The following is a 24,746-nucleotide window of genomic DNA, read 5'->3' on the forward strand; positions in this document are numbered from 1 at the left end:
GGGGCCGGTGCTGCACAGCACCGGCCCCTTGGCCATGCCTGCGTAAGCCGTGGATTACGACAACTGCCCGTTGTAGTCCGGCAGTTTGAAGGTCTTCTCGGCATGGCCGCCGGAAAGGTCGGTGGCGCTGTTGCCGATGTTCGCGATGATCGTGTAGCCCTTGTTCTCGATGTCGACGCGCTGGGCGGTCTTGTAGGCGGCGACATCCTTGAACAGGTCGAACAGGCCGCGGACGTAGAGGCCGGAGACGTCGTAGCCGTCGTATTCGAGGTTGTACTCGGTGGGCAGGTAGATGATGCCCGGGCGGGCCGTGACGAAGAACAGCGAGACGCCGTGCTCCTGGGCGTACTTGGCGACGTTCAGGACGGGCTTGTTGGCCGGCTGCGGGTAGCTGAAGCCGAAGTCGGTCTCCAGCGTGGTGTTGTCGATGTCGAAGACGATCGCCTGCTTCTCGCCCGGCTCGGCGTCGGCGATCCGCTCCTTCAGGTACGGCAGAGTCTGGTCCGTCACGGCCTGGCAGTCCTTCTGCCAGGTGGCGTAGTCGACCTTGGCGGTGGAACTGCTCGCGGTCGCCGTGGCGTCCGCCGCGTGGGCCGGGGCGGCCACAGCGGCCAGGGCGGCCACGGAGACGGCGGTTGCGGATATACGGCGCGCCCAGGGGCGACTGGTCATCGGTGGGGGTCCTCTCACGTCCGTACGCGTGCCGGAAATGGCAGGTGCATGATCTGTGGTGAGGGTGGCGCGAGGGGAACCGTAGGGTTACTGAACGGTAGGTGACCAGAGGCGTGCGTCACATTTCCGTGATCGCCGGTTGAGATCGCCGGTGATATGCGACACGGGCGACATATCCCTTACGAGGGCTGATAGTGGAATCCGTCCGCCGGTTAAACGGAACTCGAAGCCAGGTAAAAAGGCCCCATTACTACCGTGCACCGCAGAAGGTGAATTCTTGGGTGAATGGGGTGTTTGGGCACCCAGGTCCTTGTCTGAGTCAGTCCTGCTGCCGGGCGTGTTCGTGCGCCTGGCCGATCAGGTCCAGGGCGACTTCGAGAACCGCCGTGCGCTTCTTCTCGAAGTCGCCTTCGAGGTCCTGCATCAGGAACATCCCCGCGTGCAGGGTGAACATCGCGCTGACCAAGCGCACCTGGTCGACGAGCTCGGCCTTCGGGTCGATGAGGATGTCCCGCAGATCGCGCATACGGTCCTTGAAGCTGTCGCCGATGCGCAGGTCCCGGACCGTGCCCTGGTTGTCGTGCATGAAGCGGAAGAGCGGTTCGGCGTCGGCCAGCACGCGGCTGTAGCGCCGTACGACCTCCTGCTTGGTCTCCAGGGTGTGCGGCTGGCTGCGGCCCCACTCGATCAGGTCCTCGATCGGTTTGGTCAGATCCTCGAAGAGGCTGACGATGATCTCTTCCTTCGTCTTGAAGTGGTAGTACAGGGCCGCCTTCGTCACGTCGAGACGCTCGGCGATCTCGCGCAGGGAGGTCTTCTCGTAGCCCTGCTCCGCGAAGAGTTCGAGCGCGACGTCCTGGATGCGCTGGCGGGTGTTGCCGCGGCGCTGCTGCTTGGTGCCGTCCATGGTGACGCCCATCCTCGTACTCCTCGCGCTACCGCGGAAACTTACTTGACGCCCGGCTAGTGGCAGGTCTACTTTCCCCAGTGTAGTGAACTAGCCGGGCGGCAAGTAAGTGGCCGCCGCAGGGGGAATGGGAAGAGATGGCGGACACGGTCGAAAGCGTCATGGAAGGCAAACCGGAGGGCAAACAGCCCAAGAGCGTGCGGGTGGTCCTGCTCGCACTCATGATCGCGATGATGCTTGCGATGCTCGACAACATGATCGTCGGTACGGCGATGCCGACGATCGTGGGCGACCTCGGTGGCCTGGAGCACCTGTCCTGGGTGGTCACCGGCTACACCCTGGCCACCGCGGCCTCCACCCCGATCTGGGGCAAGCTCGGTGACATGTACGGGCGCAAGGGCTCGTTCCTCACCTCGATCGTGATCTTCCTGATCGGCTCGGCGCTCAGCGGCATGGCCCAGAACATGGGCGAGCTCATCGGCTTCCGGGCCGTCCAGGGCCTGGGCGCCGGCGGTCTGATGGTCGGCGTCATGGCGATCATCGGCGATCTGATCCCGCCGCGGGAGCGCGGCAAGTACACCGGCATGATGGCCGGCGTCATGGCGCTGGCGATGATCGGCGGCCCGCTGGTCGGCGGCACCATCACCGACAACTGGGGCTGGCGCTGGTCCTTCTACATCAACCTGCCGCTCGGCGCCGTGGCCCTGGCCCTGGTCAGCGCCGTGCTGCACCTGCCCAAGAAGCGGGCGCGGGCGCGCATCGACTACCAGGGTGTCGCGCTGCTGACCGTCGGCATCACCTCGATCGTGCTGGTCACCACCTGGGGCGGCACCGAGTACGCCTGGACCTCCGCGCGGATCATGGAGCTGACCAGCATCGGCGTCGTCGCGCTGATCGGGTTCGTCTGGTGGCAGACCAAGGCCGCCGAGCCGGTCGTACCGCTGCACATGTTCCGCAGCCGCAACTTCACCCTGATGTCCGTCATCGGCTTCATCACCGGCTTCGTGATGTTCGGCGCCACGCTCTACCTGCCGCTCTACCAGCAGGCGGTGCAGGGTGCCTCCGCCACCAACTCCGGTCTGCTGCTCCTGCCGATGCTCGGCGCGATGCTCGTGACCTCGATGGTCGCGGGCCGGGTCACCACCAACAGCGGCCGCTACAAGATCTTCCCGATCGTCGGCGGTGCGCTGATGATCGTCGGGCTGTATCTGCTGTCCGTGATGGACACGGGCACGACCCGGCTGACCTCCGGCATCTACATGGCCGTCCTGGGTCTGGGCATGGGCTGCCTGATGCAGATCACCATGCTGGTGGCGCAGAACAGCGTGGAGATGAAGGACATGGGTGTCGCGTCCTCGTCCACCACTCTGTTCCGTACGCTCGGCTCCTCCTTCGGCGTGGCCATCATGGGCGCGCTGTTCAACGACCGGGTCAAGCACGTGATGGCCGAGCGGGCCGGCGCGCTGGGCAGGGGCGTCACCGAGAAGTCGGCGCAGCTGGACGCCAAGCACCTGAAGATGCTGCCGGCCCCGGTCAAGGACGCATACCAGCACGCCGTGTCCGCCGGTACGCACTCGGCGTTCCTGCTGGGCGCGGTGATCGCGGTGATCGTGCTGATCGCGGCGCTGTTCGTGAAGGAGGTCCCGCTCAAGGGCGGCAAGCCTTCGGCGGAGAGCGGCGAGGACGTGGCCCCCGTGCAGGTCGCCGAGGCCGTCTGAGCCGCATCTGAACCGAAGACCCCCGGTCGGTGTCCGCCCGGGGGTCTTCCCCTTCTTGCGCCTGGACCGGCGCCGCTCTCGCGGACGTGGCGGATCGCCGGCGTGGTTCCCTCATTGATGGTTGCGGGCGTCATGGGCCGAAACTCGACTGTCAGTCCCACATGCCACCATCGACCCCATGGACAAGCTGCGCCGTATGCGTCTGGCCAAGGACGCCATGGACCGGGACTGGGCGGACCCCGGCCTCGATCTGGACGCCGTGGCATCCTGCGCCGGGTACTCGCGGTATCACTTCCTGCGCGCCTTCAAGGAGGTCTACGGCGAGACGCCGGGCCAGTATCTGACCCACCGCCGGATCGAGCGGGCCGAGGAGATGCTGCGCTGCGCCAACCTCACCGTGACCGAGATCTGCACACTGGTCGGCTTCAGCAGCCTCGGCACGTTCTCCGCCCGCTTCAAGGCCCGCACCGGGCTCACCCCGAGCGAGTACCGCGCGCGGCACGTGGGGCGCGGCGCCTCCCTCATACCCGGCTGCTACGCCATGCTCTGGGCCGGCGGATTCAGCACCGCAAGATCGGAGAAGCGCCCCGGGGCCGGCCCTGCCTACGGTGACGAAGGGCAGTCCGCCGCGGCGGACAGCACCACCAGCGCCATCAGCACCGCCGACAGGAGCGCAGAACCATGATCAAGGGGCTTGCCATCACGACCGTCTGGGTCCTGGACCAGGACCGGGCCAAGGAGTTCTACACCCAGAAGCTGGGCCTTGAGGTCCGCACGGACATGACCATGGGGGAGGGCGGCATGCGCTGGCTCACCGTCGGTGCCCCCGGTCAGCCCGACGTGGAGCTGACGCTCATGGTGCCGGGGCCGCCCGCGATGGACCCCGAGTCCGCCGAGATGATGCGGAAGCTCATCGCCAAGGGGGCGCTCGGCGCGGGGGTGCTGGCGACCGATGACATCCACGGCGACTACAAGAGGCTCAAGGACCGCGGCGTGGAGTTCCTGCAGGAACCGCAGGAGCGGCCCTACGGCACGGAGGCGCTCTTCCGTGACGACTCCGGCAACTGGTTCTCCTTCACGCAGCGGCGAGAGGGCGGGCTGGATCTGGAGCGGGACTGGGCCTGCTGAGCCACGGGTTCTTCTGGTACCGGTTCCTGTTGGGGCACGGGCCGTTGGACCGGGGGCCAGCGAAGCGGCTGACCGAGTCATTGCTTCGCTGAGCGCCGTCGAGACTGCCCCTCTTTGGGGCGCTTCAGCCTGCGCCTCCCGGCAACGGCAGCGTCGAATAGCTGCCCGTGGCCGTCGGGGCGTGCTCCGGCAGCCACAGCACCGCCACCGCGCCCTCCGCCGGGATGTCGGCCGGGGTGCCCGCGGCCCGTACGTTGCGGAAGGTGAGGCGGGCGCCCAGAACGCGGGCTTGGCCTGCCGCGATGGTCAGGCCCAGCCCGTGGCCCGTACCGGCGCGGTCCTTGCTACCCGTGCGGAAGCGGCTCGGCCCCTCGGCGAGCAGTTCCTCGGGGAAACCGGGACCGTGGTCGCGGACCCGGATGACCCGGCCCTCGACGGTCACCTCGATCGGCGGCCTGCCGTGCCGGGCGGCGTTGGCGAGCAGGTTGAACAGGACTCGCTCCAGGCGGCGCGGGTCGGTGGTGACCTCCGACTCGTGCACCACCCGCACTTCGATCTCCGGGTCCTTGGCGGCCACGCGCCGGGCGACGAACTCGCCCAGCATGATGTCCTGCAGCTCCGCCCGCTCCGAGGCGCCGTCCAGCCGGGCCACCTCCAGGACGTCCTCGACGAGCGTGCGCATCGCCTTCGCCCGGTCGAGGACCAGTTCCGTGGGACGGCCGGGGGGCAGCAGTTCGGCGGCCGTGAGCAGGCCCGTCACGGGGGTGCGCAACTCGTGCGCGATATCGGCGGTGACCCGCCGCTCGGCCTCCAGACGCTGCTGCAGCGCGTCCGCCATGGCGTCCACCGCGCGCGCCAGATCGTCGGTCTCGTCCCGTACGACCCCGCCGATGGCCTCCCGCACCCGGACATCGGTCTCGCCCCTGGCGACCTGGTTCGCGGCCGCGGCCGCCTTGCGCAGCCGCCCCGACAGCTGCCCGCCGATCAGCACGCCGAGCGCGCTGCCGCCGAACACGACCGCGATGGAGCCGATGACCAGCGCCTGGTCGAGGTCCTTCATCACATCGGTGGAGCGGTCCGGCATATGGGTGTGCAGGGACAGCACATGCCCGTCCTTGGCCGGCATGGCCGCCCAGATGTCCGGCACCCCGCCGTGGACGATGACGTCGCTGGCCTTCCTGCCGCGCTCCACCTTCTCGCGCATCGACAGCGGCAGCTCGGGGTCGTCGACCTTGATGTTGGGGAAGTTCGGCCGCTGGCTCAGCTCGTAGTTGCGCTGCGCGTACTGGACGCGCTGGGTGGCGAGGTCGCGTGCGTTGTCCAGCATCGAGACCATGGCCGCGTTGTGCACGACCAGGCTCAGCGCGATCGCGACCAGCCCGGCCACCAGCGCGATCGCCGCGCTGAGCTTCCATCTGAGCCCGGTGTGCAGGCCGGCGCGCTCCATGCGCCGGACCGGGTAGCGAAGGATCCCCCGCATGCCGCCCCGCTCAGGCCTTCAGCTTGTAGCCGAAGCCGCGGACCGTCTCGATCCGGTCCTGGCCGATCTTCTGGCGCAGCCGCTGCACATGCACGTCGACGACCCGGGTGTCCCCGCCCCAGCCGTAGTCCCAGACCCGCTCCAGCAGCTTGTCACGGGAGAGCACGGTGCCCGGCGCCGAGGAGAACTCCAGCAGCAGCCGCATCTCGGTCGGGGTGAGCGCGACCGGCTGCCCGGCCCGGCGCACCTCCATGCCCTCGGTGTCGATCTCCAGGTCCCCGAAGGCCAGCACGCCACCGCTCACCGGGTCCTCGGCCGCCTCCGTCCGGTCGCCGCCGCCCGCGTGCCCGAAGCGGCGCAGTACCGCCCGGATCCGCGCGACCAGCACGGCGCCGTCGAACGGCTTGGTCACATAGTCGTCGGCGCCCGCCTCCAGGCCGAGGACGACGTCGATGGAGTCGGCGCGCGCCGACAGCATGATCACCGGCACGGTCGACTCGTCCCGGATACGACGGCACAGGCTGACCCCGTCCAGGCCGGGGACCATCACGTCCAGCAGAGCGATGTCGGGGCGGTTCGCCCGGAACGCCTCAAGGCCGGACAGACCGTCGGGCATGGCGGTGACCGCGAAGCCGTCCCGCTCCAGGGCGAGCTGGGTGGCCTCGCGGATGACGTCGTCGTCCTCGACGAACAGGACGTGGGTCTGGTCTGCCATCCCGGTGCTCTCAGTCCTCGTGTGTGCGTGTGGGGGGTCAGTTGTCCGTCGGGGCCGCCGCGTCGCCGCCGGTTCTGCTGTAGAAGGTGTCGTGCCGGTACCGCTCGGTGAACCGGCCCGCCTTCCACCTGTACGTGATCACGGTTTCCCGGGACGGGTTCGACACCTGGTCGTCCGTGCCGTACACCTGCTTGGTCACGGTCAGGTCGGTGCCGTCGATCTCCGAGACGACCGGCGAGTCCTCCGCCTTGAACACATTCTTGTACGTGCCCCCGACGTCCCGGTACACATACGTGCCGATGCCCACCCAGTCACTGCAGGCCGACACGTTGATGAGGACGTCGTTGACCGATCCGCCGGTCAGATAGCCGTAGGTGACCTCGATCGGGTAGTCGTTGCCGCTGCACGGCTTCAGCCCGCGCTTCACCGTCGCGGAGACCGCCGGGTCGTTCTTGATCAGCGAGACGGCGTTCACCCGCCGATAGCCGGTGGTCGTGTTCGGCCTGGGTGAGGCGACGGCTCCCGCGATCGCCGACGCGTGCGCGGGTCCCTCGTCCCGGGTGCCGGTGCCCCCGGTGCCGCAGGCGGCGACGAAAAGGGCGATGGCGGCGAGCGCGGCCCCCGCCGCGATCACCGCCTGTGAACTGTCTCGGGCCCCGTCGGGCCCGGCCCCGGTCAGGCCGCGCAACGCTCCCGCTCCTCACGCTCCAGCGCGCGTGCGTCCAGATCGCGGGCCTCCAGCTCCTCGCGGAGCCGGGCGAGCGCCCGGTGCAGCGTGCTCTTGACCGTACCGGCCGACATGCCGAGGGCGGCGGCCGTCTCCTCCGTGGACATCTGCTCCCAGTGTCGCAGTACTACAACACTGCGCTGCTTCGGTGCGAGCACTTTCATGACGTCCATCAGCAGGGCCCGGTCGGCGTGCTGCTCGGTGGAGTCGTCCACGGACGCGTCCGGCAGCTGCTCGGTCGGGACCTCCTCCAGCTTGCGCGCCCGCCACCACTCCGTACGGGTGTTGATCATGACCCGGCGCAGATAGGCGTCGGCGAGGCGCTTGTCGGCGATGCCCTCCCAGCGGCCGTACGTCCGCACCAGTGCCGTCTGCAGCAGGTCCTGGGCGTCGACCGGGTCCGGGACCAGCCGACGTGCGCTGCGCAGCAGCGCGTCCTGCCTGGTGCGGACGTACTCCTCGAATTCGAGCACCTCGCCCTGCGCCATGATCAACCGCCTCCGCTCCCCGTTCACTCCGGCTCATGCCTGAAGTCCTGCGTTCCCCGTGTCCGGTGGTCTGCCGGGCACGGACAAGAAGTTAGGGAGCGGTTGTCACGGCGCTGTCCGAACCAGCCTGCGGCTAGCAATCGGCTATCCGTCAGTTGTGTAACAGCCGTAGGGAGGGGGTAAGGAGTGCGACTGTTATGTCCCTTTATGGGAGCCTTTGTCGGCCGGATTGGGTAGTAACAGGGGCAGGCTGACTGTGACTTGGCTGTCCGTCAGCTCAACGGCAGCCGATACAGACCGCCCGGCAGCGGCTCCACCAGACCGTCCGCGACGAGCCCGTCGAGCGCGCGGGCGCGCTGCACCGGCTCGTGCCACACCCGGTCCAAGGCCGCCTGCGGCACCGGCGCGTGCGCCTCCCGCAGTACCGCCAGCAGCTTGCCGCGCACCTGCCGGTCCGTGCCGGCGTACGTCTGCCCACGGCGCGGCGGCCCCTCGTGCTCCGGCTTCCCGGCCAGCAGCCAGGCGCACTGCGCGGCGATGGGGCAGCGCCCGCACCCCTCGTTCTTCGCCGTGCACACCAGCGCGCCCAGCTCCATGGAGGCCGCGGCCCAGCGCGCCGCCGTCTTCTCGTCCTCGGGCAGCAGCTCACGGGCGAGCCGGCGCTCGGCGGCCGTGGTCGCGTTCGGCGGGTACTGCACCCCCGTCACCGCCCGCGCGAAGACCCGGCGCACGTTCGTGTCCAGCACCGGATGCCGCTGCCCGTACGCGAACGAGGCCACCGCGGCGGCCGTGTACTCGCCGATGCCGGGCAGCGCCAGCAGCTGCGCGTGGTCCGTCGGTACGTCCCCGCCGTGCCGTTCGGTTATGGCCAGCGCGGCGCCGTGCAGCCGCAGGGCCCGGCGCGGGTAGCCGAGCCGGCCCCAGGCGCGCACCGCCTCGCCGGGCGCCTCCTTCGCGAGGTCGGCGGGGCGCGGCCAGCGGGCCAGCCACTGCTCGTAGACCGGCAGCACTCGGTTGACCGGGGTCTGCTGGAGCATGAACTCGCTGACCATCACCCCCCACGGGCCCGCCTCCGGGCGGCGCCAGGGGAGGTCGCGGGCATGGGCGTCGAACCAGGCGATCACGGGGGTGTGCAGCTTCTCAGTCATGGCCCTCCGATCCTGCCACGGCTCGGCACGCAGGACAGGTGACGGCGCGGTCACTGAGCGTGGCGAAGGTGAAGGACCCTGGACGCCAGGGCAGTTGCCGGAATGATGATCCGGAAAAGTTGGCGCTCATGCGGCGGGTGGGGCAAGCGAGCACGGCGTTCTCTCGTACAGTTTGCGCCGTGGGATCTCTGCGCAATCCGGTCGGGCCGCTTCCCTCCTCCATCTACTGGCGAAGGAGGGTCGTACTGCTGTCGGTGATCGCCCTGTTGGCGCTGCTGATCACGTGGATCGTCACCGCCGGCGGCGGGGGCGGCAAGAAGAACGCCGGCGAGTCCAACGGCAAGAATCCCGCGCACACCATCACGCCGGGGCCATCCTCGTCCGGGCCCGCGATCAGCCAACACCCGGGCGGGCGTGACGACTCGGGCGGTGCCTCCGGTGGGAGTGATTCCGGTTCGAGCGGCGGCAGCGGTTCGGACACCGGCTCCGGCGGCTCCTCCGGGTCGGGTGACGGCTCGGCCGGCGGTTCGGGTTCGGGCTCCGGTGGCGGCAACGTCGGTACGGGCGACACGCTCCCGGCGTCCTCCACGCTCCCCAACTGCACCTCCTCCGCCGTGGCGTTGAGTCTGCGGAGCCTGCACAACTCCTACTCGCCGGACCAGACGCCGACCTTCGAACTCACCGCGAAGAACGCTTCGTCCGCCGACTGCAAGGTCGATCTCGGCCCGAAGAACGCGGTGTTGACCATCACGCCGGCGGACGGGAGCGACACGTTCTGGTCGTCGGCGGACTGTCCCCAGGGCGCGGGGAGCCTGGTGTTCCGGGTGCCGGCGGGGCAGAGCATCACGTACACGGTGAAGTGGGACCGGAAGCCGAGCGCGCCCCAGTGTGCGACGTCCTCCGCGGGCTCGGCGAAGGCGGGCACCTATCTGCTGGAGGCGAAGGCGCCCGGGTTCGGGAAGGTGCAGGCGTCCTTCGTGCTGTCGGCCGACTGAGCCGTCGCCGCAGAAGAAGCCCCGGCCTCGACGAGGCCGGGGGTGTCGACGTGCGACGAGCTGTGGATCAGCTCCAGCGCGTGGCCGCGGCGTACGTGTCCGTCCCGGTGCTGACCTGCCCGTCGGAATCCAACCTTGAGGACGAGCCCGGTGGCCTTGTCCTGCGGCATCCAGCCGTCGGAGTCGTGGAACTCGTACCACCTCTGGTAGTTGCCACCGTTGCACGCGCGTACCGTCGGACCGCTTGTACTCGTCCCACTTCACGGACGCGCTCTGGCCGGGGTCCGCGGACGTAGTACGGGCCCGGCCGCTGTAGTACGCCAGGTACTTGTGGTTGCCGTTGTTCTTCCAGGTGAGGGGGTTGCCGGCGGCGAACGCCTGCCCCGTGCCCGCAAGGGTCAGTGCCGGGCGAGGACTGCCGCGGCGGCGAACGTGTCCATGAGGCGCTTCTTCATGTGATTTCCCCCTACGCAGTTCAACTGGGGGAAGCCATAGCCAAGTTGGGGCGGACGGTCCGAACTCAGACGTACCGCTCCAGGATGGAGGACTCGGCCAGGCGCGACAGGCCTTCCCGGACGCTCCTCGCCCGGGCCTCGCCCACGCCGTCCACGGTCTGCAGGTCGTCCACGCTCGCGGCCAGCAGCTTCTGCAGGCCGCCGAAGTGCTCCACCAGCCGGTCGATGATCGCGCCCGGCAGCCGCGGCACCTTGGCCAGCAGCCGGAAGCCCCGCGGGGACACCGCGGAGTCGAGGGTCTCCGGCGAGCCCGTGTAGCCCAGCGCCCGCGCCACCGTGCCGAGTTCGATCAGCTCGGCGTGGGTCAGCGCGTCCAGCTCGGAGAGGGCGTCCTCGACCGTGCGGGAACGCTTGGCGGTCGGCTCGGGGACGTAGTCCCGGACGACCAGCTCGCGGTCCGGCTCGACCCCCGCGATCAACTCCTCCAACTGGAGCGCGAGAAGACGACCGTCCGTGCCCAGTTCGACCACGTACTCGGCGATTTCGGTGGCGATACGCCGGACCATCTCCAGGCGCTGCGCGACGGCGGACACGTCCCGCACCGTCACCAGGTCCTCGATCTCCAGCGCCGAGAGGGTGCCGGCCACCTCGTCCAGCCGCAGCTTGTACCGCTCCAGCGTGGCCAGCGCCTGGTTCGCGCGGGAGAGGATCGCCGCCGAGTCCTCCAGGACGCGCCGCTGACCGTCGACGTAGAGGGCGATCAGGCGCATGGACTGGGAGACGGAGACCACGGGGAAGCCGACCTGCTTGCTGACCCGGTCCGCCGTGCGGTGCCGGGTGCCCGTCTCCTCCGTGGGGATCGTCGGGTCCGGCACCAGCTGCACGCCCGCGCGCAGGATCTTCGACAGGTCCGAGGACAGCACGATGCCGCCGTCCAGCTTGCACAGCTCCCGCAGCCGGGTGGCGGTGAACTCCACGTCCAGGACGAACCCGCCCGTGCACATCGCCTCGACCGTCTTGTCGGAACCGAGAACGATGAGTCCGCCGGTGTTGCCGCGCAGCACCCGTTCGAGCCCGTCACGCAGGGCCGTACCAGGAGCCACGGCGCTCAGGGAGGCGCGCATCAGGCCATCGGAACCGGCACTCCCACCGATCTTTCCGGGAGCTGCTGCCCGGTCGTTGGCTGCCACTGCACTCCTCCGGTCGCAGGTTCTGACGCGCCCCCGTGACCCGCACTCGGTTCGTACGGACGGGCGAGACCTGGGCAAAGTCTACCGGCGGTCCTCCGCCTCCCGCGGGGCCTCTCGGCGACGGGAGCGCGGCAGCACCCGCAGCGCGTCCCCCATGTCAGCGACTTCCAGGACCTTCATGCCGGGCGGCACCTTGCCCGGATCGGTCGGCACCAGCGCGTGCGTGAAGCCCAGCCGGTGGGCCTCCGTGAGCCTGCGCTGCACGCCCGTGACCCGTCTCACCTCGCCCGCGAGGCCCACCTCGCCGATCGCGACAAGGTTCTTCGGCAACGGAGTGTCGCTGGCGGCGGAGGCGAGCGCGAGGGCGATGGCGAGGTCGGCGGCCGGCTCCGACAGCTTCACCCCGCCGACCGTCGCGGAGTAGATGTCCCGCTTGCCGAGCGCGCTGATCCGGCCGCGCTGCTCCAGGACGGCCAGCATCATCGACACGCGCGAGGTCTCCAGGCCCGAGGTCGTACGCCGCGGGGAGGGGATCTGGGAGTCCACGGTCAGCGCCTGCACCTCGGCCACCAGCGGGCGGCGGCCCTCCAGGGTGACGGTCAGACAGGTGCCGGGGACCGGTTCGTCGCGACGGGTGAGGAAGAGTCCGCTTGGGTCGGCAAGTCCGGTGATGCCCTCGTCGTGCAGTTCGAAGCAGCCGACCTCGTCCGTGGCGCCGTAGCGGTTCTTCACACCGCGCACCAGGCGCAGGCGCGCGTGCCGGTCGCCCTCGAAGTGCAGGACGACGTCCACGAGGTGTTCCAGGAGGCGAGGGCCCGCGATCGCGCCGTCCTTTGTGACATGGCCCACGAGGAGCGTGGACATCCCGCGCTCCTTGGAGGCGCGGATGAGCGCGCCCGCGACCTCCCTCACCTGGGCCATGCCACCGGGTGCGCCCTCGATCTCCGGGGAGGCGACCGTCTGCACCGAGTCGAGGATCAGCAGGGAGGGCTTGACCTCGTCCAAGTGGCCGAGGACGGCGGACAGATCGGTCTCGGCGGCCAGATACAGCTCGTCATGGAGGGCGCCGATGCGGTCCGCGCGCAGCCGCACCTGGCTCGCCGACTCCTCGCCGGTCACATAGAGGGTGCGGTGCTCGGCGCTCGCGGACTTGGCGGCCACGTCCAGCAGCAGCGTGGACTTGCCGACGCCGGGCTCGCCCGCAAGCAGCACGACCGCGCCGGGGACGAGACCGCCGCCGAGCACCCGGTCCAGCTCCGGCACGCCGGTGGCGCGGGCGGTGGCCTGCCGGCCGTCGACCTGCCCGATCGGCAGCGCCGAGGTGGTGACCCGGCCTGCGGCCGTCGTACGGACCGCGGGCGCGCCGTACTCCTCGACCGTGCCCCAGGCCTGGCACTCGGGGCAGCGGCCGAGCCACTTGGCCGTCTGCCAGCCGCACTCGGTGCAGCGGTAGGACGGGCGGTCCTTGGTGGTCTTGGTACGGGCAGCCATGCGGAAACCGTAGCCCGCGGCACTGACAACGGATCCCCGGGATGTGTGAACGGATCCCCGGGATGTGTGTGGGTGAACCGGTATCGGCCATCAGCCGTCGGCTTCGAGCCACGGAACAAAGGGTTCCTGTCCCCTTATGAGGGATCGTTTCACCCGTACGAATTAAAAGTGCTCAAGCTTCGAGAAGGGGCACTCCGGCGCCGCCTACGGTCGCACGGGTGATGAGCAGCAGTCCGGAGACCACCACCCGCACCACCGGCGCGCACCGGGTGCGCGGCCAGGCCCATGAAGCACGAGGGGCAGGCGACACACGAGAGGCGAGGGAAGGTCGCGGTGCACGCGAGGGTCGCGGTGCCGAAGAGGCCCGCGATGCGCGAGAGGGGCGCGACCGCGCCGCCGCGCGCACCCTCGCCCAGTGGCCGCCGGCGCGCTGCGAACCGTACCTGGACGGGCTGTTCACCTACTGCCTGTCGGTGCTGTGCGACCACGACGCGGCCACCGCCGCCCTCGGCGACGTCCTCGCCCTGGCCGAGCGGCGCGCACACCGTGTCCCCGAGGCCGCCGCCGACCGCAGGGCCTGGCTGTACGCGCTGGCCCGCTGGGCGTGCCTGCGCAAGCTGGCCGAAGCCAAGCAGAAACGTCAGGCCACGCATGCGGCGGGCCGCCCCGCGACCCGGCGCCAGGTGTCCGAACCGCCCGTCGCCCCGGAGGTCCAGGAACAGCGGCGCCGCGAACTGGCCCTGCTCGCCTGGCCGGAGGCGGCCGGTACGACCCCCGAGCAGCGCGAGGCCCTGGAGCTGGCCGTCCGCCACCACCTGGCCGCGCAGGAGATCGCCGCCGTCCTCGGCATGGCACCGGCGGCCGCACGCGAACTGCTCGCCTCCGCCGCCTGCGAGGTCGAACGCACCCGTGCGGCCCTCGCCGTGGTCGAGACCGGCGGCTGTCCTAGCGTGGCCCATCTCACGGGGGACAGCGGGCTGGTCCTGAGCACGGCGCTGCGCCGCGAACTGGTCCGGCACGTCGACGACTGCCCGCGCTGCCGCCGCACCGCCGAGCGCGCCGTGCCCGGACACTGGCCCGGCGCCACGGTCACCCCCGCCGAACTGCCCGTCCTGGAGGCACCCAGAAGGGCCCTGCATCTCGCCCTGACGCACCAGCCACGCGCGCGTGGAGCGGCGGCACCCCGCTTCGACCGGCGCGGCTTCCCCATGGACCCCAAGGACCGCGCGGCCCGCCGCGACCGGCTACGCGCGCGTGCGGTGACGACCACGGTCGTCGCCACGGTGCTGGCAGCGCCCGTCCTGGCCCTGTGGGCCGCCTACCGGGGCGCGCCGACGGCGGACGGGGAGGGGCCCTCCGCCACGGCGCGCGAGGCCCAGGGCCCCGACGCCCTCGGCAGCGACCCGGCCGGCGGCTACGAGAACGCCGGGAACGCGAGCGTGAAGCCCGGCGTCCGCATCGGCAAGGACGGCAAGGCGGACGTCTCCGTGGAGGTCGTCAGCGTGACCGGAGCGGGCACGAAGGGCGCCGGGCGCCTCGCGGTCAGCGCCGCGAACGACGGCGACACGACCCTGATCACCCTCACCGCGTCCGGCTCCTCCCCGGTCCGCTGGTCCGCGTCCACGACAGCGCCCTGGCTGTATCTGAGCCGGTCCACGGGAACCGTGAACCCCGGCGACACGTTGACGATCAAGGTGTACGTCGACCACCTCCGCGAGCCCTCCGGCCACTGGCAGGCACAGCTGGCGATCTCCCCGGCGGGCGCGGTGGTCACGATCGACGGCTACGGCACCGCCCCCACGCACGGCCCGACCCCTCCACCCACCAGCGCATCCCCCACCCCACCCCCACCGACCACACCGCCCCCTTCCACCCCGCCGTCCACGCCACCGACCACCGATCCCCCCACCTCCCCAGCCCCGACCCCACCGGATCCCCCACCACCGACCACACCGCCGTCGCCGTCCGGCAGCGATGCGCCGAGTCCGTCTGGGGGGTAGGGCGGGGCTTGGCCGGTGGGGAGGGGTGCCGGGGTGCGCTGGCCGGGAGAGCGGGCGGGCCGGCCCGGGGTCGGCCGGCGGGAGGGGAAGCGCTGGGGTGGGAGCAGGGCGGGGGCTGTGCGGGATTACCGACGCCGTCAGCACCTGGCAGCGGGAGCGCCGAGTCCGTCCGGAGGCGGGAGGCGGGCTTGGCTGCGGGGAAGGAAGCGCCGGGGGAGAAGGGTGGCGGTGGGGACTGGGGGATTACTGGGGCCGTCGCCATAGCAGCGATGCGCCGAGTCCGTCGGGGCAGGGGCGGGCTGGCCGGGGAGGAGAGCGCGGGGTGCGGAGAGGGCGGAGCGATTGTCGGCGCCGTCACCGTGCGGCAGCGATATGTCGAGTCCGTCCGGGAGCAGCAGGCGGGACTTGGCCCGTGGAATGGGAGCGGTGTGGGGCGGCGAGCGGATCCCTCACGAGGGCACGTGGGGATGTGCCGGAGGGATGGGATTGGCAGATCTGTTCCGGGAGGGGATGGCCTGTACCGGCGTCGGCGCGAGACGTCGCAGGTCAGGCGGTGCTGTGCCGGGACGGAGGGGTGGGTGGGTGGGTGGAACGGATCTGCCAATCACCGCGGCAGGGGCCGCCGTGGGCGGCGAACGGCCGTGGGGTGACGCCGGCGGGCCGGCGGGGAAACCGCGGCTCGCCGGGGTTATGGGGTCGGGTCGGCGGGGTGGGGGGCGAGCAGGGGCAGCTGGGAGGCCAGGCGCTGTTCGCAGAGTTCGGCCAGGCGGTCGTAGCCGGCCTTGCCCATCAGTTCGGTCAGCTCGGCCCGGTAGGAGACGTAGACCGGCTCGCCCGCGCCGTGTGCGGAGGTCGCCGAGGTGCACCACCAGTGCAGGTCGTGGCCGCCCGGACCCCAGCCCCGGCGGTCGTACTCACCGATGGAGATCTGCAGGACCCGTGTGTCGTCGGGGCGGTCGATCCAGTCGTAGGTGCGCCGGATCGGCAGCTGCCAGCACACGTCCGGCTTGGTCTCCAGCGGCTCCCGGCCCTCCCGCAGCGCGAGGATGTGCAGCGAGCAGCCCGCGCCGCCCGCGAAGCCGGGCCGGTTCTGGAAGATGCAGGAGCCCTGGTAGGGGCGGGTCTGGCGGGAGCCCTCCTCGTCCTTGGACACCCAGCCGTTCCGCGTGCCCTCGTCGTGGTGCTGCCAGATCTCCGGCGTGAGCCGGGCCACATGCTCGGCGACCCGCTTCTCGTCGTCCTCGTCCGAGAAGTGCGCGCCCAGCGAGCAGCACCCGTCGTCCGCGCGGCCCGCCTGGATGCCCTGGCAGCCGCTGCCGAAGATGCAGTTCCAGCGAGAGGTCAGCCATGTCAGATCACAGCGGAAGACCTGCTCGTCGTCCGCAGGATCGGGAAACTCCACCCAGGCGCGCGCGAATTCGAGCCCCTTTTCGTCGCTCACCTGCGGAGCCTGCTTGGCCTGCTTCGACTTCTTGGTCACGGACGACGCCCTCGCCTGTGCAGAATCCTTCAATTCCTTGGAGGATTTGTGGTCCTTCGCCTTTTTCGTCTTTGGCACGTGTCCAGGGTAAGTGGCCGAGAGCCGCACCGGGGACCGTCGGCGGGCGATCTGGCAGTAGCGTTCCGTATATGAGACTCGGTGTCCTGGACGTGGGTTCGAACACGGTGCATCTGCTGGTGGTGGACGCCCACCCCGGCGCGCGCCCGCTGCCCGCGCATTCGCACAAGGCCGAACTTCGGCTCGCCCAGCTGCTCGACGACAGCGGTGCCATCGACGACGACGGCATCCGCAAGCTGGTCGCAGTCGTGCAGGACGCGCTCCAGGCCGCCGAGGACAAGGGCGTCGAGGACCTGCTGCCGTTCGCGACCTCCGCCGTCCGGGAGGCCACCAACGCCGACGAGGTCCTCGCGCGCGTGGCGGACGAGACGGGCGTACGACTCCAGGTCCTCGCCGGTGCGGAGGAGGCCCGCCTCACGTTCCTCGCGGTCCGCCGCTGGTTCGGCTGGTCCGCCGGAAAGCTGCTGGTCCTGGACATCGGCGGCGGCTCCCTGGAGATCGCCTACGGCATAGACGAGGAGCCGGACGCCGCCGTCTCCCTGCCGCTCGGCGCCGGCCGGCTCACCGCGGGCTGGCTGCCCGGCGACCCGCCCGCTCCCGGGGCCGTGCGTGCCCTGCGCCGCCATGTCCGTACCGAGATCGCCCGCACGGTCGGCGAATTCAGCCGCTTCGGCGCCCCCGACCACGTGGTCGCCACGTCCAAGACCTTCAAGCAGCTCGCCCGCATCGCCGGCGCGGCCCGCAGCGCCGAGGGCCTCTACGTCCAGCGCGAACTCAAGCGCGAGTCCCTGGAGGCCTGGGTCCCGCGCCTGGCCGGCATGACGGCTGAGCAGCGCACCGAGCTTCCCGGCGTCTCCGAGGGCCGCGCCGGCCAGCTCCTGGCGGGCGCCCTGGTGGCGGAGGGCGCGATGGACCTGTTCGGGGTGGAGAACCTGGAGGTCTGCCCGTGGGCTCTGCGGGAGGGCGTGATCCTCCGACGCCTCGATCACATGGGGAGCGATTAGCGCCCAGAAAGGAGCGCGGGCTGTATCGATGTGCGACCCAGCCGCGTGAGCGCGAGAAACGGCCACACACCCGCACTCGCGCAAATGGCGAAAGTCACAACGGCGAATGGGCACCCAACACCGGCACCACTCAACGCCGTAAGGTGACGGACGTGGCTGAACCAACGGACGTGCGTATCGCGCTGTCGACGGCCTCCGTGTACCCGGAGTCCACCGCGACCGCCTTCGAGATCGCCGCGCGCCTCGGCTACGACGGCGTCGAGGTCATGGTGTGGACCGACCCGGTCAGCCAGGACATCGAGGCGCTGCGCCGCTTGTCGGACTACCACGGCATCCCGATCCTGGCCGTCCACGCCCCCTGCCTGCTGATCACCCAGCGGGTCTGGTCGACGGACCCCTGGGTCAAGCTCCAGCGGGCCCGGGCGGCCGCCGAGAAGCTGGGTGCCTCCACCGTCGTCGTACACCCGCCCTTCCGCTGGCAGCGGCAGTACGCGCGCGACTTCGTCGACGGGATCTGGCGGATGGCGGACGAGACGGACGTACGCTTCGCCGTCGAGAACATGTACCCGTGGCGCTACCGCGACCGCGAGATGCTCGCCTACGCCCCCGACTGGGACGTCACCCAGCACGACTACCGGCACTTCACGATCGACCTCAGCCACACGGCGACGGCCCGCACGGACGCCCTGGAGATGGCCAGCCGCATGGGCGACCGCCTCGGCCACGTCCATCTCGCCGACGGCCGGGGCTCGGCCAAGGACGAGCACATGGTGCCGGGCCGCGGCACCCAGCCCTGCGCCGAGCTGGTGGAGCACCTGGCCGTCTCCGGGTTCGACGGCCATGTCGTCATCGAGGTCAACACCCGGCGGGCGATGTCCAGCGCCGAGCGCGAGGCCGACCTCGCCGAGGCCCTGGCCTTCACCCGCAAGCACCTGACGTCGGCGGTACGGGTGCCTCGGCGATGAACGACCACGAGCAGCCCACCCGCAGAAGAGGCAGGCCGCCGCGCACGGAATCCGCCGACACCCGCGACCGCATCCTCTCCGCCGCTCGCGAGGAGTTCTCCGAGCGCGGCTACGAGAAGGCGTCCGTGCGCGGTATCGCGAAGGCGGCCGGTGTCGACTCCGCGCTGGTCCACCACTACTTCGGCACCAAGGAGCAGGTCTTCGAGGCGGCGATCGCGGTGGCCTTCGCGCCCGCGCTGAACGCCCCCGAGGCGCTGGCCGCCGGTCCCGTGGAAGCGGTGGGGGAGCGGCTGACCCGTTTCATCTTCGGCGTCTGGGAGAACCCCACGACCCGTTCACCGGTCCTCGCGATCGTCCGGTCCGCCCTGAACAACGAGACCGCCGCCGCCGTCTTCCGCCGGCTCATCGCCTCCCAGCTGCTGCGCCGCGTCGCCGCCCAGGTGGACCTGCCGGACGCCGAACTGCGCGCCGAGCTGGCCGCCGCACAACTGGTGGGCACGGCGATGATGCGGTACGTCGTCAAGCTGGAGCCGCTGGCCTCCGCCGACCTGGAGCAGATCATCGCGCGTGTGGCACCGGTCGTACAGCACCATCTGACCAGCGCCTGAGCCGCACACCGGGGTCCGTACCGGCGAGACGGGCGTCCCGCATTCCGGACAGCCGTGTCCAGCGTTTGGAGCACCGGCGTACGCTCGAAGAACCAGAACTGTCTGGCAGATCTTCGAAGGAGCGAGCGACGATGCCCGAGCTGAGGTCCCGCACAGTCACCCACGGCCGCAACATGGCGGGCGCCCGCGCCCTTATGCGCGCCTCCGGTGTACCCGGTGCGGACATCGGCCGGAAGCCCGTCATCGCCGTCGCGAACTCCTTCACCGAGTTCGTTCCGGGTCACACCCATCTGCAGCCGGTCGGCCGGATCGTCAGCGAGGCGATCAAGGAGGCCGGCGGCATCCCGCGCGAGTTCAACACGATCGCCGTGGACGACGGCATCGCAATGGGCCACGGCGGCATGCTGTACTCCCTGCCCTCCCGCGACCTGATCGCGGACTCGGTGGAGTACATGGTCGAGGCCCACTGCGCCGACGCCCTGGTCTGCATCTCCAACTGCGACAAGATCACCCCGGGCATGCTGCTGGCGGCCCTGCGCCTGAACATCCCGACGGTCTTCGTCTCCGGCGGCCCGATGGAGTCCGGCCGCGCCACCCTGGTCGACGGCACGGTCCGCACGCTCGACCTGGTCGACGCGATCTCCGACGCCGTCAACGACAAGATCTCCGACGAGGACATCCTCCGTATCGAGGAGAACGCCTGCCCGACCTGCGGCAGCTGTTCCGGCATGTTCACCGCCAACTCGATGAACTGCCTGACCGAGGCCATCGGCCTGTCCCTGCCCGGCAACGGCTCGGTCCTCGCCACCCACACCGCGCGCAAGCAGCTCTACGTCGACGCCGCCCGCACGGTCATGGACCTCACCCGCCGCTACTACGAGCAGGACGACGACACGGTCCTCCCGCTGAACATCGCCACCTTCCAGGCCTTCGAGAACGCCATGGCCCTGGACATCGCGATGGGCGGCTCCACCAACACGATCCTGCACCTGCTGGCCGCCGCCCAGGAGGCCGGCGTCCCCTTCGGCCTGGAGCAGATCGACGTCGTCTCCCGCCGGGTGCCGTGCCTGGCGAAGGTGGCGCCCAACGTGGCGAAGAACCGCACGTACTACATGGAGGACGTGCACCGCGCCGGCGGCATCCCGGCCCTGCTGGGCGAACTCCACCGCGCGGGCCTGCTCAACGAGGACGTGCACGCCGTCCACAGCCCGTCGCTGGCCGACTGGCTGAAGACCTGGGACGTCCGCGGCGGCAGCCCGTCCCCGGAGGCGGTGGAGCTGTGGCACGCGGCACCGGGCTGCGTCCGCTCCGCCGAGGCCTTCTCCCAGTCCGAGCGCTGGGAGGCGCTGGACGAGGACGCGGAGGGCGGCTGCATCCGCTCCGTCGAGCACGCGTACTCCAAGGACGGCGGCCTCGCGGTCCTCAAGGGCAACCTGGCGGTCGACGGCTGTGTGGTGAAGACGGCCGGCGTGGACGAGTCGATCTGGACCTTCGAGGGCCCGGCGGTCGTCTGCGAGTCCCAGGAGGAGGCCGTCCAGCGCATCCTCACCCAGGAGGTCAAGGACGGCGACGTCGTCGTCATCCGCTACGAGGGCCCCAAGGGCGGCCCCGGCATGCAGGAGATGCTCTACCCGACCTCGTACCTGAAGGGTCGCGGCCTGGGCAAGACCTGCGCCCTGATCACCGACGGCCGCTTCTCCGGCGGCACCTCGGGCCTGTCCATCGGCCACGCCTCCCCCGAGGCGGCCTCCGGCGGCACCATCGCCCTCGTCCAGGACGGCGACCGCATCCGCATCGACATCCCGAACCGCACGATCGAGCTCCTGGTCGACGAGGCCGAACTCGCCCGCCGAGAGCAGTCCCTCAACGGCGTCTACGCCCCGAAGAACCGCGACCGCAAGGTCTCCGCGGCGCTGCGGGCCTACGCCGCGATGGCCACCAGCGCCGACAAGGGCGCGGTGCGGGACGTGACCAGGCTCGGCTGAGCAGCCACCCGACAGGGGCCGCCTCCCGCGCGGGGGCGGCCCCTTCGCATGTCACCAGGCCTTGGGGTCGCCGTCCGTCACCAGGTCTTCGGGTCGCGTCCGTCCACGGCGAAGACGGTTCCGTCGGGGGAGGCGGCATAGACATGCGTGCCGATGAGCAGCGGGCTGGGCAGGGCGGCGGAGACCTCGCCCGCGTTCGCACCGAGCCGTGGCGGTGTCTGTCCCACCAGGCTTCCGCCGCGTGCGTCGACGGCGAGCAGACGCCCGTCGGGAGCGGTGAAGTAGACGTGGTCGGCGGAGGCGACCGGCGCCGAACCGCGGCTCACGGACGTTTCCGTGTGCCACAGCCACTTGCCCGTGCCGAGGTCGACCGCGTCCAGTGACCCGCCGGTCGCCAGCAGCTGCACGACATCGCCGCGTACGTCGGCGTGGGGTGCCGTGAGCGGGAGGGGCAGGGCGACGCGGCGTACGGCCTTCACGGCCGGTGAGTACCGGACGACGGCCTTCGCGTCGCCCGAGACGGGGTCGAGGGACAGCAGGAACAGGGAGTGGCCCTGGCTGCCGATGGGCCGCAGCAGGCCCTTCAGCCGCGCTTGCCACCGCACCGCACCGGTGCGTGGTTCCAGGGCGGTGACCAGCGTGTCCGCCCCTTGCGCCGAGGCGCTGGTCGCATAGGCCAGCGGATCGCCGTCGTAGGAGGCCAGCAGCGGGGTCGTGCTCCCGGACACGCGGCGATGCCACTTGGTCTCTCCCGATGCCCCGGCCACCCCGGTGACCGCCCCGTCCGTGCCGGTGACCAGGAGCATGGACTTGGTGAACCGTATCCCCGTGTTCGCGGGCATGGCCCGTTGCCAGCGCGGCCTGCCCGAGGCGGGATCGAGTGCCACGACTCGCCGGCCGCCGTCCGTGGGCAGCAACAGGAGGCCGCCCGAGAGAGCGGGAGCGTCGCTCGTCCGTTCCTCGGCGACCGGCCGCCGCCACAGGAGGGAGCCGTTCGCGGGATCGAGGGCGAACGCCAGGCCGGAACGGAAGCAGAGCAACCGCCCGGCCCCGTGGATGCATTGAGGCATCCCCGAACCCTTCCCGACCGGCTTGGCGCGCCATGCGGCGAATCCGGCAGCGGTGGTAGGGGAGCCGGCCTCCTTGGCCGCGGGACCACCGTCGTCGCCGGCGTGCAGCAGCCCGGCGAGCACCCCGGCCAGGGCAAGGGCAAGGACGAGCGCCCCGGCGCCGAGAGCCGTGCGCCTGCCCAAGCGCCTGCGGGAACCGGGCACCGGCTCGGCACCGGAGGGTTCGTGAGCCGGCGCGTCGTCCCCGGTGCGCTGCGCCGGTATGAACGCCTGCGTGTCGTACGACGCCGCCACCGACCGCAGCTCACGCATCAGCTCGTCGGGAGTGGGCCGGTCCTCGGGCTCCTTGGCGAGACACCGCAGCACCAGCGGGGCGAGACTCTCCGGCACCCCGGTCAGATCCGGCTCGTCGTGCACCACCTGGTACGCGACGACATAGGGGCTGTCGGAGTCGAACGGCCCCCGCCCGGTCGCCGCGTGCACCATCACCGACCCGAGGGCGAAGATGTCCGCCGCCGGCCCCACTTCCCGGGGCCGCCGGAACTGCTCCGGTGCCATGAACGGCGGCGTGCCGATCAACTTGCCGGTCTCGGTGCGCAGTTCACTGTCCTTCGGCCGGGAGATGCCGAAGTCGATGACCTTCGGACCGTCCTCGGCCAGCAGCACATTGCTCGGCTTGAGATCCCGGTGCACGACCCCCACCCGATGGATGTCGCGCAACGCCTCGGCGAGCCCGGCCATGAGCCGCCGCAACTGGGCCGCCGGCATCGGCCCGTTCCGCTTCACGTACTCCGAGAGAGTCGGACCGGGGATGAACAGCGTGGCCATCCAGGGCCGTTCGGCCTCCGGGTCGGCATCGACGACGGGCGCGGTGAAGGCGCCGCTCACCCTCCGGGCCGCCGCCACCTCCTGCCGGAAACGGCCTCTGAACTCGCGGTCTCTCGCGAACTCGGCGTGTACGACCTTCACGGCGAGCCTCAGTCCGGAGGTGCTGCGGGCCAGATGCACCACGCCCATGCCCCCGGACCCCAGACAGGACTCCAAGTGGTAGTGACCGGCGTACTCGGGAAGTTCCGCTTCCGCGCCCGCTCCGGTGCTGCGCTGTGGCGTCATGGACCACCCCCGTGCTGTTCGTCCGCGCGCGCGACGCACGGAGCCTAGTCGATGACTCGTGCGAGACAGAGGCGGCTTGCTAGCCTTCGCGCGCGAGTTACGCACACGTGTTTCAGGACACGATTCGAAGGAAGCTACGGGCCCCAGCACAGTCGTGGGGCCGAGCGGGGGAGGTCTGTCATGTCTGTCGAGCACACGGAAGCCGCGAGGGGCGGCGAGAGCGAGTCTTTCACCACGGAGTCGGGTGTCCACACGTACCCGGTCGCGCCGGGTGTCCGCCTGAACGTCCGCAGCGGACCGGGCACCAACTACAGCATCGTCCGGGTCCTCACCGAGGGGATCCGGGTACCGATCTTCTGCCAGACCCCGGGCACGACCGTGACGGGGCCCTATGGCACGTCGAACATCTGGGACAACATCGACAGCGGCGAGTACGTGTCCGACGCCTACGTCCAGACCGGCAGCGACGGCTACATCGCCCCGCGCTGCGCCTGACCCCCTCCGGGAGCCCGCCACCACCCGGCGCCATAATCGTTCCGTGAGCGACGAAACCGGCACCCCGGACACCACGGCGGGCTCCTCGGACGGTACGGCCCAGGGCGGCGGGCCCCGCCCCGAGCCGCTCCGCTTCTTCGGCACCACCTGGGTGAACCACGACAACGGCTACGCGGCCCGCCGCGCCGGCGTCGCCGTCGGCTCCCTCGCCGCCGCCGTCGCCTCCTGCCTGGTCCTCCGCTTCGCCTACGAGGGCATCCGGATCGCCGACACCGGCTCCTTCGTCACCGTGCTGATCATCGCCATGTTCGCGATCTGCAGCGCGCTCGCCTTCCGCAACACCTGGGAAGGCTTCGGCAAGCGCCACGACCCACAGCGCCAGGCCTCCCTGCGCGGCCTGCTCGCCATCGGCTTCGTCGGCTCCCTCATCGCCTACTTCTTCCGCTCCCTCACCGAGGCCCCGGGCGAGAAGCTGCACCGTGAGGAGTACGAGAAGGCCCGCGAGGACCACGCCCGCCGCACCACCCGCCGCACCGGCAACCCGTCGAAGAAGAAGCGCCGCCGGTGACGTGAGCCTCCGGCGGTTGGAAGTGGGTGCCGGCGACGGGGTCCGCGGTGGGCGGATGAGGGGGCGCCGGTGATGCCTGCTCTTGGTGGTCAGCAGGGGGTTGGCGGCAGGGGCTTGGGGTGGGCGGCGGATGCGTCGCCGGTGACGCTTGCCGGCCGCGGTTGCTTCGGGCGGTTGGAAGTGGGTGCCGGCGACGGGGTCCGCGGTGGGCGGATGAGGGGGCGCCGGTGATGCCTGCTCTTGGTGGTCAGCAGGGGGTTGGCGGC

General features: G+C 70.8%; 22 protein-coding genes. 11 read left to right on the forward strand and 11 right to left on the reverse strand.

Translation table 11 applies throughout. From position 1 onward, the window contains the following. Positions 1 to 54: 54 nt before the first annotated feature. Positions 55 to 672 (reverse strand): HAD family acid phosphatase, encoded by a 618-nt coding sequence (locus ACFYOH_RS40405; RefSeq protein ID WP_388636262.1) that lies wholly within the window; start codon positions 670 to 672, stop codon positions 55 to 57. Between the two features lie 319 nt (positions 673 to 991). After that, complete coding sequence (locus ACFYOH_RS40410; RefSeq protein ID WP_388636264.1) at positions 992 to 1,591, reverse strand: TetR/AcrR family transcriptional regulator; 600 nt, start codon at positions 1,589 to 1,591, stop codon at positions 992 to 994. A gap of 125 nt (positions 1,592 to 1,716) precedes the next feature. Between ACFYOH_RS40410 and ACFYOH_RS40415 the strand changes: the two genes are divergently transcribed. The 3 genes from ACFYOH_RS40415 to ACFYOH_RS40425 all read left to right on the forward strand — a co-directional run bounded on the left by ACFYOH_RS40415 (position 1,717) and on the right by ACFYOH_RS40425 (position 4,425). Then, on the forward strand, positions 1,717 to 3,297 hold the full coding sequence (locus ACFYOH_RS40415) for an MDR family MFS transporter (RefSeq protein WP_388636266.1): 1,581 nt from the start codon (positions 1,717 to 1,719) through the stop codon (positions 3,295 to 3,297). Between the two features lie 178 nt (positions 3,298 to 3,475). Then, positions 3,476 to 3,982, forward strand: a complete 507-nt coding sequence (locus ACFYOH_RS40420; RefSeq protein WP_388636268.1) for a helix-turn-helix transcriptional regulator — start codon at positions 3,476 to 3,478, stop codon at positions 3,980 to 3,982. Beyond that, positions 3,979 to 4,425, forward strand: a complete 447-nt coding sequence (locus tag ACFYOH_RS40425; RefSeq protein ID WP_388636270.1) for a VOC family protein — start codon at positions 3,979 to 3,981, stop codon at positions 4,423 to 4,425. The genes ACFYOH_RS40420 and ACFYOH_RS40425 overlap by 4 nt, the downstream gene beginning before the upstream one ends. Positions 4,426 to 4,549: 124 nt before the next feature. Here ACFYOH_RS40425 and cseC read toward each other — a convergent pair whose 3' ends face one another. The 5 genes from cseC to ACFYOH_RS40450 form a co-directional block, all read right to left on the reverse strand. Beyond that, on the reverse strand, positions 4,550 to 5,905 hold the full coding sequence (cseC, locus tag ACFYOH_RS40430) for a two-component system sensor histidine kinase CseC (RefSeq protein ID WP_388636272.1): 1,356 nt from the start codon (positions 5,903 to 5,905) through the stop codon (positions 4,550 to 4,552). Positions 5,906 to 5,915: 10 nt separating this feature from the next. Next, positions 5,916 to 6,620 carry a two-component system response regulator CseB gene (gene cseB, locus ACFYOH_RS40435; protein ID WP_388636274.1) on the reverse strand — a complete coding sequence of 235 codons (705 nt, stop codon included), beginning with the start codon at positions 6,618 to 6,620 and terminating at the stop codon, positions 5,916 to 5,918. 37 nt (positions 6,621 to 6,657) lie between these two features. After that, entirely contained in the window at positions 6,658 to 7,308 is a 651-nt protein-coding gene (locus ACFYOH_RS40440; RefSeq protein ID WP_388636276.1) for a hypothetical protein, read from the reverse strand. Beyond that, a complete protein-coding gene (locus ACFYOH_RS40445; RefSeq protein ID WP_030751823.1) occupies positions 7,296 to 7,835 on the reverse strand; it encodes a SigE family RNA polymerase sigma factor in 540 nt (179 codons plus the stop codon). Before ACFYOH_RS40445 ends, ACFYOH_RS40440 begins: the two co-directional genes overlap by 13 nt. Before the next feature lie 272 nt (positions 7,836 to 8,107). Then, on the reverse strand, positions 8,108 to 8,983 hold the full coding sequence (locus tag ACFYOH_RS40450) for an A/G-specific adenine glycosylase (protein WP_388636278.1): 876 nt from the start codon (positions 8,981 to 8,983) through the stop codon (positions 8,108 to 8,110). A 179-nt stretch (positions 8,984 to 9,162) separates the two neighbouring features. On the opposite strand from ACFYOH_RS40450, the gene ACFYOH_RS40455 reads away from it, so the two are divergent. Further along, the gene (locus ACFYOH_RS40455; RefSeq protein ID WP_388636280.1) at positions 9,163 to 9,978 is read left to right on the forward strand and encodes a hypothetical protein; all 816 of its coding nucleotides are present in this window, start codon (positions 9,163 to 9,165) and stop codon (positions 9,976 to 9,978) included. 520 nt (positions 9,979 to 10,498) lie between these two features. On the opposite strand, the gene disA is transcribed toward ACFYOH_RS40455, so the two are convergent. Continuing rightward, positions 10,499 to 11,623, reverse strand: coding sequence for a DNA integrity scanning diadenylate cyclase DisA (gene disA, locus ACFYOH_RS40460; RefSeq protein WP_228624253.1), 1,125 nt, complete (start codon positions 11,621 to 11,623; stop codon positions 10,499 to 10,501). A gap of 81 nt (positions 11,624 to 11,704) precedes the next feature. Beyond that, on the reverse strand, positions 11,705 to 13,114 hold the full coding sequence (gene radA / locus ACFYOH_RS40465; protein ID WP_388636281.1) for a DNA repair protein RadA: 1,410 nt from the start codon (positions 13,112 to 13,114) through the stop codon (positions 11,705 to 11,707). Positions 13,115 to 13,335: 221 nt separating this feature from the next. Here radA and ACFYOH_RS40470 point away from each other — a divergent pair, with 221 nt between their 5' ends. Further along, positions 13,336 to 15,114: a hypothetical protein gene (locus ACFYOH_RS40470; RefSeq protein WP_388636282.1), complete on the forward strand. Its 1,779-nt coding sequence runs from the start codon at positions 13,336 to 13,338 to the stop codon at positions 15,112 to 15,114. A gap of 688 nt (positions 15,115 to 15,802) precedes the next feature. Here the strand turns inward: ACFYOH_RS40470 and ACFYOH_RS40475 are convergent. Then, positions 15,803 to 16,594 (reverse strand): hypothetical protein, encoded by a 792-nt coding sequence (locus tag ACFYOH_RS40475; protein WP_388636311.1) that lies wholly within the window; start codon positions 16,592 to 16,594, stop codon positions 15,803 to 15,805. Between the two features lie 149 nt (positions 16,595 to 16,743). On the opposite strand from ACFYOH_RS40475, the gene ACFYOH_RS40480 reads away from it, so the two are divergent. The 4 genes from ACFYOH_RS40480 to ilvD all read left to right on the forward strand — a co-directional run bounded on the left by ACFYOH_RS40480 (position 16,744) and on the right by ilvD (position 21,234). Continuing rightward, the gene (locus ACFYOH_RS40480; RefSeq protein ID WP_388636283.1) at positions 16,744 to 17,676 is read left to right on the forward strand and encodes a Ppx/GppA family phosphatase; all 933 of its coding nucleotides are present in this window, start codon (positions 16,744 to 16,746) and stop codon (positions 17,674 to 17,676) included. A 143-nt stretch (positions 17,677 to 17,819) separates the two neighbouring features. Beyond that, complete coding sequence (locus ACFYOH_RS40485) at positions 17,820 to 18,641, forward strand: sugar phosphate isomerase/epimerase family protein (RefSeq protein ID WP_388636285.1); 822 nt, start codon at positions 17,820 to 17,822, stop codon at positions 18,639 to 18,641. Then, the gene (locus ACFYOH_RS40490; protein ID WP_388636287.1) at positions 18,638 to 19,249 is read left to right on the forward strand and encodes a TetR family transcriptional regulator; all 612 of its coding nucleotides are present in this window, start codon (positions 18,638 to 18,640) and stop codon (positions 19,247 to 19,249) included. The genes ACFYOH_RS40485 and ACFYOH_RS40490 overlap by 4 nt, the downstream gene beginning before the upstream one ends. 131 nt (positions 19,250 to 19,380) lie before the next feature. Continuing rightward, positions 19,381 to 21,234 carry a dihydroxy-acid dehydratase gene (ilvD, locus tag ACFYOH_RS40495; protein WP_388636289.1) on the forward strand — a complete coding sequence of 618 codons (1,854 nt, stop codon included), beginning with the start codon at positions 19,381 to 19,383 and terminating at the stop codon, positions 21,232 to 21,234. Positions 21,235 to 21,311: 77 nt separating this feature from the next. Here the strand turns inward: ilvD and ACFYOH_RS40500 are convergent, their stop codons facing one another. Continuing rightward, entirely contained in the window at positions 21,312 to 23,417 is a 2,106-nt protein-coding gene (locus tag ACFYOH_RS40500; protein ID WP_388636291.1) for a serine/threonine-protein kinase, read from the reverse strand. Positions 23,418 to 23,597: 180 nt separating this feature from the next. On the opposite strand from ACFYOH_RS40500, the gene ACFYOH_RS40505 reads away from it, so the two are divergent. After that, entirely contained in the window at positions 23,598 to 23,912 is a 315-nt protein-coding gene (locus tag ACFYOH_RS40505) for an SH3 domain-containing protein (RefSeq protein WP_388636293.1), read from the forward strand. Between the two features lie 43 nt (positions 23,913 to 23,955). Continuing rightward, on the forward strand, positions 23,956 to 24,480 hold the full coding sequence (locus ACFYOH_RS40510; RefSeq protein ID WP_388636295.1) for an EamA/RhaT family transporter: 525 nt from the start codon (positions 23,956 to 23,958) through the stop codon (positions 24,478 to 24,480). Positions 24,481 to 24,746 lie beyond the last annotated feature (266 nt).

Source organism: Streptomyces sp. NPDC007856 (genome assembly GCF_042868225.1).
Lineage (GTDB): Bacteria > Actinomycetota > Actinomycetes > Streptomycetales > Streptomycetaceae > Streptomyces.